General features: G+C 25.6%; 5 protein-coding genes. All 5 read left to right on the top strand.

Annotated features, from left to right (window positions below):
- The first annotated feature begins 435 nt into the window (after positions 1-435).
- The 5 genes from KYD98_RS02485 (at position 436) to KYD98_RS02465 (ending at position 6,456) form a co-directional block, all read left to right on the top strand.
- A complete protein-coding gene (locus KYD98_RS02485) occupies positions 436-1,398 on the top strand; it encodes a polysaccharide deacetylase family protein (RefSeq protein ID WP_219777996.1) in 963 nt (320 codons plus the stop codon).
- A gap of 106 nt (positions 1,399-1,504) precedes the next feature.
- Positions 1,505-2,188 carry a response regulator transcription factor gene (locus KYD98_RS02480; RefSeq protein ID WP_219777995.1) on the top strand — a complete coding sequence of 228 codons (684 nt, stop codon included), beginning with the start codon at positions 1,505-1,507 and terminating at the stop codon, positions 2,186-2,188.
- A 3-nt stretch (positions 2,189-2,191) separates the two neighbouring features.
- Positions 2,192-3,586, top strand: a complete 1,395-nt coding sequence (locus KYD98_RS02475) for a sensor histidine kinase (RefSeq protein WP_219777994.1) — start codon at positions 2,192-2,194, stop codon at positions 3,584-3,586.
- The gene (locus tag KYD98_RS02470; protein ID WP_219777993.1) at positions 3,583-5,055 is read left to right on the top strand and encodes a hypothetical protein; all 1,473 of its coding nucleotides are present in this window, start codon (positions 3,583-3,585) and stop codon (positions 5,053-5,055) included. Before KYD98_RS02475 ends, KYD98_RS02470 begins: the two co-directional genes overlap by 4 nt.
- Positions 5,056-5,076: 21 nt before the next feature.
- The gene (locus KYD98_RS02465) at positions 5,077-6,456 is read left to right on the top strand and encodes a TldD/PmbA family protein (RefSeq protein WP_219777992.1); all 1,380 of its coding nucleotides are present in this window, start codon (positions 5,077-5,079) and stop codon (positions 6,454-6,456) included.
- Positions 6,457-6,458 lie beyond the last annotated feature (2 nt).

Here is a 6,458-nt window from a genome sequence, read left to right as displayed (position 1 = left end):
AGGTCAGAGGTGTAAGTGTGGTAACATATTTAGCTGACTGATACTAATAGGTCGAGGGCTTGACCAATAATAATTAAGTATATACAAGATATGTGCAATTTTGAAAGAATTACTTTTAAAATATTTAGATATTAGAATTATAGAGCCGATTATATCGGCTTTTTTTATATTTATAAATATAAAAAATTTCATTATAACATATTTATGTAATAGTTTTGTAACAAAAATAATACATAAAACTATTATAATAAATATATATAGAAATTTACTTAATATACTATATTAAGAATAATAATTATAGTTTTATATTTAAATTAAATTTTATATACTATATATAAGATAATTAAAAATTATATTTTTAATTATTTTTATTGGGTGTAATAATATTATAAATACTAATTACTAAATAAATTAAACTATGGAGGCAATTTATAAATGCAAAATAATATTAATTACAAAAGAAAGAAACGTAAGATAAAAAATCAAAAAAAGATTATAGTATTTTCTTCAATAATTTTAGGTATAGTGGTAATTGGAGCATTATCAACTCAAATAATTTTTAAAAAAAATGAAACGGCAAAAGCAATTGAAATTTCTAAAACAGAAGGAGATAAAAATAGTTCTATAGTTAAAAAAGAAGATGATAAAAACACTTCTGTAGTTAAAAGTAATTTAGATAACTATGGATATTTATCTGCTGATGAAGATCCGGTTGCTGATGATGCTGCTTTTGTTGAAAAATATTTATATCAACAAAATAAGGGCGAAATGCCTGAAGGTGCAAATGGACATAAGGTAGCATATTTAACGTTTGATGATGGACCATCAACTAATGTTACACCAGAGATACTAAGAATATTAAAAGAAAAAGATGTGAAGGCAACATTTTTTACACTAGGTAAATCAATAAATGAAAGTGAAACTACAAAAGAAATATTAAAACAGCAAGTTAAAGATGGACATGCTATTGCTAATCATTCATATTCACATGATTATTCTTATCTTTATCCTAATAGAACAGTAAATACTGATAACTTTATGAATGATATAGAAAAGAGCAATGATGCTTTAAGAGCAGTTTTAGGAAAAGATTTTGTAACAAAAGTTATTAGATTTCCAGGTGGACATATGTCATGGAAAGGTAAAGATGCTATAGATGAAAAATTAAAAGATGGTGGATATCATTATATTGATTGGAATGCATTATCAGGAGATGCAGAAGGAAAACATAAGTCAGCAGCAGAGCTTATAGAAGGGGTAAAGAAAACTGTTACTGGTAGAGAAAAAGCAGTTATATTAATGCATGATACGAATCAAAAAGAAGAAACAGCTAAGGCTTTACCAGAAATAATAGATTATTTAAGATCAGAAGGATATGAATTTAGAACTATTAAATAGATAGAAATATTTAAATAAATTATAATTAATAATATAAGTATATAAATAAGAGACTTTTGAATAGTCTCTTTTTTATATATTTAAATCTAAAAGGGGATGATAAAGTATGAATAAAATATTGATAGTTGAAGATGAAGAAAGTATAAGAGGTTTTTTAAAAATAAATTTAAAAAGAAATGATTTTGAAGTAATAGAGGCTGAAAGTGGAGAAGAAGGTCTTAAGAAAGCGGATATATATATTCCTGATTTAGCAGTTCTAGACATTATGCTTCCGGGTATAGATGGATTTGAAGTATGTTCTAAGCTTAGAGAAAGATACCCTAATATTGGTATTATAATGTTGACTGCTAGAGGTCAAGATATGGATAAAATAATGGGATTAGAATATGGTGCAGATGATTATATTGTAAAACCTTTTAATCCATTAGAATTAGTTCTTAGAGTTAAGGCTATATTAAGGAGAATAGGAGAAGAAAAAATAGAAGATAAAAATAAGTTAATTAGAGAACCATTCATAATAGATTTATATTCTCAAAAATTGTTAAAGAATAATATTGAAGTAGATGTTACTCCTAAAGAGTATTTATTAATGAAATTGTTTTTAGAGAACCCTAATAAAGCATTTACAAGAGATGAACTTTTAAATTTAGTATGGGGATATAATTATTTTGGGGATCCTAAATTAATAGATGTGAATATTAGAAGGCTTAGGGCTAAAATAGAAGATGATTCTTCAACTCCAAAATTTATAGAAACAATTTGGGGAATAGGGTACAGATGGAAAGGATAAATTATGAAAAGTATTAAAAATACATTAGTAAAAAATTTTATATTTTTAATATTATTTATTGTTGTAACAATGAATGTGCTTTTAGGGACCTTTGTTAAAAAATATTATTATGATAATACAGAAACTTTATTAAGAAACCAAATACAAATATCAGCTAATTTTTATAATAAGTACTTATCAACTTCAAGTTTAATGGAAAATATATATGATAATGTTGATTCATTTTGGAATAAAAGTAATGCAGAAGTGCAAATTTTAGATAATAGTGGAAATTTACTTATGGATTCTATTGGAATTAATGATACTGAACTTAATCAAAAATCTGATATAAAAAAGGCTATAAATGGACAGAGTGGAAGTTATGTTGGTAAGGTTAAGTATTCTAATAATAAAGTAATGGCAGTATCAGAGCCGTTAACTAATAATGGAAAAGTAATAGGAATAATTAGATATGTAATATCATTAGAGGAAATTAATAGAGAACTAAAAGTTATTTTTCTATTTTGTGCAGCTATATCTATAGTTATTTTATTAATTGGTATTTTTGTAAGTTTAGTTTTATCTAATAGAATTATAAATCCAATAAAAAGATTAACTTTCATTGCTGAAAAGATGGCAAATGGTAATTTAGAGGTTAGAAATAATAGTACTGGGCAAGATGAAATAGCGAAGCTTTCAAATACTTTAGATTATATGGCAGAAGAACTTATTAAAAGAGAAAAATTAAAAGATGAATTTATTTCATCAGTATCTCATGAATTAAGAACACCATTAACATCAATAAAAGGATGGGTAATAACTTTAAAAGATGAAGATACAGAAAAAGAAACTTTAAAATTAGGATTTAATATATTAGAAAAGGAGACTGATAGATTATCTAAGATGGTTGAAGAGTTATTAGATTTTTCGAGGCTTGTAGGAGGAAAGATAAATTTAAAAAAAGAAAAAGTATGTATTTCTAATTTAATAAAATATATAGAAGATTACATGCATCCTAGAGCTGTTAAGGAAAAAATTAAATTTGAGGTATTTTCTAAATTAGATGACAAAATGTATTATCTAGATATAGATAGATTAAAACAAGTATTAATAAATTTAATAGACAATTCTTTTAAATTTATAGATAAAAATGGTGAAGTTAAGATAAGTTTTAAAGATGAAAATGGATTAATTATAATAGTAGAAGATAATGGATGTGGAATAAGTAAAGAAGATTTACCTCATGTAAAAGAAAAATTTTATAAAGGATCTAATTCTAAATCTAAAAATGGTATTGGATTATCTATTTGTGATGAAATTATTACTTTACATGGAGGTAATTTAGAAATAGAAAGTAAGGAAGGAGAAGAGACTAAAGTGATTATATCAATTCCTAATAAAAAGGAGACGGAATTATGAAAAAATGTATAAGTATAATTTTAGTAATAATGATATCTATTTGTTTATTAGGATGTGAAAAGAATATAAATCAAAACAAAATAGGGAAAATAAAACCACCAGCTAATAATTCATTGAGTATTAAAGGGATCTGGGAGATAATAGATTGCAAAGTATTAGATAAAACTGTTTATAATGAAGAAAACAATAAAGTTTCAGTAGGTGAAAATATAAAAATAGCTTTAGATTATATTGTTTTAGGAAATATGGAATATAATAATGTAACATATAAATTAAAACTTGTTAAAGATGATTATGTAATATCTTATGAAGTAAAATATACAATTAAAGATTTAGGAATAAATAAAGAAAAAACTGAAGTTATTTCAGTAAATAGTAATAATGGTGTGATTTTTGAATTTATAAAAGAAAATTATAATAGTGGATTTATATTTTATAACGGAGCTTTATATAAAGTTAAATTTATAGGTGAGATTAATGATAGTAATGAAAAACAAAATAATATAGAAGATAAATTAGATAATAAAGTAAATAATCAATATGATTCTTCAGTAGGGGTTTATTTAGGAATTAAATCTAAAATATTTAATGAAGACAGTGGTAATCAAATTGATGAAAAATATAAAACGCTATATATAGAATTTAAAGATAATAACTTGGAAGCGATTAAAGAAAAAGATGAAATAATAGCACCAAGAATGAATGGTATATGGAGTATAAATAAAAAAACTGTAGAAATCAATAATTATCATCATGAATATTTTGAGACACATCCTATTGATGGAAAAAGTGAAAAAGAAAATATAAAAAATACTCCAAAAGAAATAAAAGAAAATGGCTATAGAAGTATAAATTATGTTGGAAATGATTATATTGCAACTGAAGTTTATAAGGGAGAAAATTTTAATGGAAATTATAATAAGTATGAAGTAATACCAATTGATAATATTAATTCAGAATTACCTATTGTAATAAGTGATGTATTTTCTAGTGAAGCAAATGATATTTTTAAGCAAACTTATGAAAAGTTAATGGATACTTTACCAGAAAAAGAAGTAGAAAAATATAGCAAGTATATAAATTATAGTAATTTTTCTGTTAAAAGAAATAAAGGGAAATGGGATATTATAGGTAAGGTATCTTCAGCTTACAATCAAGAAGGAGAAGGACATGATTTTTCATTAAATATAAAATCTTCTAAAAAATTAATAAATTATGATTCACTATTAATACCATGGAAAACATTAAAAAGTGAAGTTCCGTTAGCTAAAGATGCATTTACATCTCCAAATAATAGAATTGCAATAGTTATTACTAATGATAAAATATTAGTATATGAAATAATCAATTCTAAACTTGGTGATACTCCGCTTACAAGCATAGATATTAATAAAAATGATGAAATAATAATGTCTGAATGGTGTATAGGTGATTATGTGGATAAATGGGAAAAACCATTTTTAGATTAGATATTCAAAAGGAGGAATAATATGTTATCAAAAAATATTGCTTCAAAAGTATTAGCAAGGTGTTTAATAACAGGTGGAGATTTTGCTGAAATATTTGAAGATGATTCAATAAACAATTCAATATCATTAGTAGATGGGAAAATAGATGATGCTATAGGAGGAAGAAGTTATGGTATAGGGATTAGAATATTTAAAGACTTAAAAAGTGTTTATGCATATACAAATAACAATAGTTTAGAAAGTTTATTAGATACAGCTTACAGAGCAGCTTTAGCATTAGGAGAGTTAAAAGAAAGTGATTTTATAATACTTAATGAAAGTAAGATACAAACAATACATCCAATAAAATATTATCCTAAAGATGTTGGTTATACAAAAAAAATAGATATTTTAAAACGTGCATATCATAGTGCAAAAGATTTTAATAATGACATTTCGCAGGTTATTACAAGTTATTCAGATAAGGAACAGAATATCTTAATTGCTAATAGCGATGGATTATATGTAGAGGATAAAAGAATAAGAACCAGATTAGGTATAAGTGCAATAGCATCAAAAGGAGCAGAAAATCAAACTGGATTCCAAGGACCAGGAAGACATATGGGATTTGAAATGTTTGACACAGTTGACCCGGAATATCATGGAAGAGAGGCAGCAAGAATAGCCCATACTATGCTTCATGCTAAAAATTGCCCGGCTGGTAATATGACTGTTGCTATAGATAATGGATTTGGTGGAGTAATATTTCATGAAGCATGTGGTCATGCATTAGAGGCTAGTTCAGTTGCTAAAGGAAATTCAGTTTTTGCTAATAAACTTGGAGAACAAATAGCATCATCTAAAGTAACAGCAATAGATGATGGAACTATACCTAATGCTTGGGGATCTTTAAATATAGATGATGAAGGAAATAAAACACAAAAGAATATTTTAATTGAAAATGGTATTTTAAAAGGTTATATGATTGATAAATTAAATGCAAGAAGAATGAATATGAAGCCTACAGGAAGTTCAAGAAGACAAAGTTATAAATATCAGCCAACATCAAGAATGACTAATACTTATATAGCAAACGGAAATGATAATCCTGAAGATATAATTAAGTCTATATCAGATGGATTATATGCAAAGAAATTAGGTGGTGGATCTGTAAATCCTGTAACGGGTGAATTTAATTTTGCTGTTCAAGAGGGGTATTTAGTTAAAGGTGGAGTAATACAAGAACCTGTTAGAGGGGCAAGTCTTATTGGTAAAGGTAGTGAAGTACTTATGAATATTGACATGGTAGGAAATAATTTAGAACTGGCTCAAGGAATGTGTGGTTCATCTTCAGGAAGTATTCCAACGAATGTAGGTCAACCAATGATTAGAGTAAAGAAAATGACTGTTGGGGGGAGATAAGA

The sequence above is a fragment of the Clostridium weizhouense genome (assembly GCF_019431045.1).
GTDB classification, from domain to species: Bacteria; Bacillota; Clostridia; order Clostridiales; family Clostridiaceae; genus Clostridium; species Clostridium weizhouense.
The sequence above is the reverse complement of the archived record's forward strand: the minus strand, read 5'-3'. Positions and strand labels throughout refer to the sequence as shown.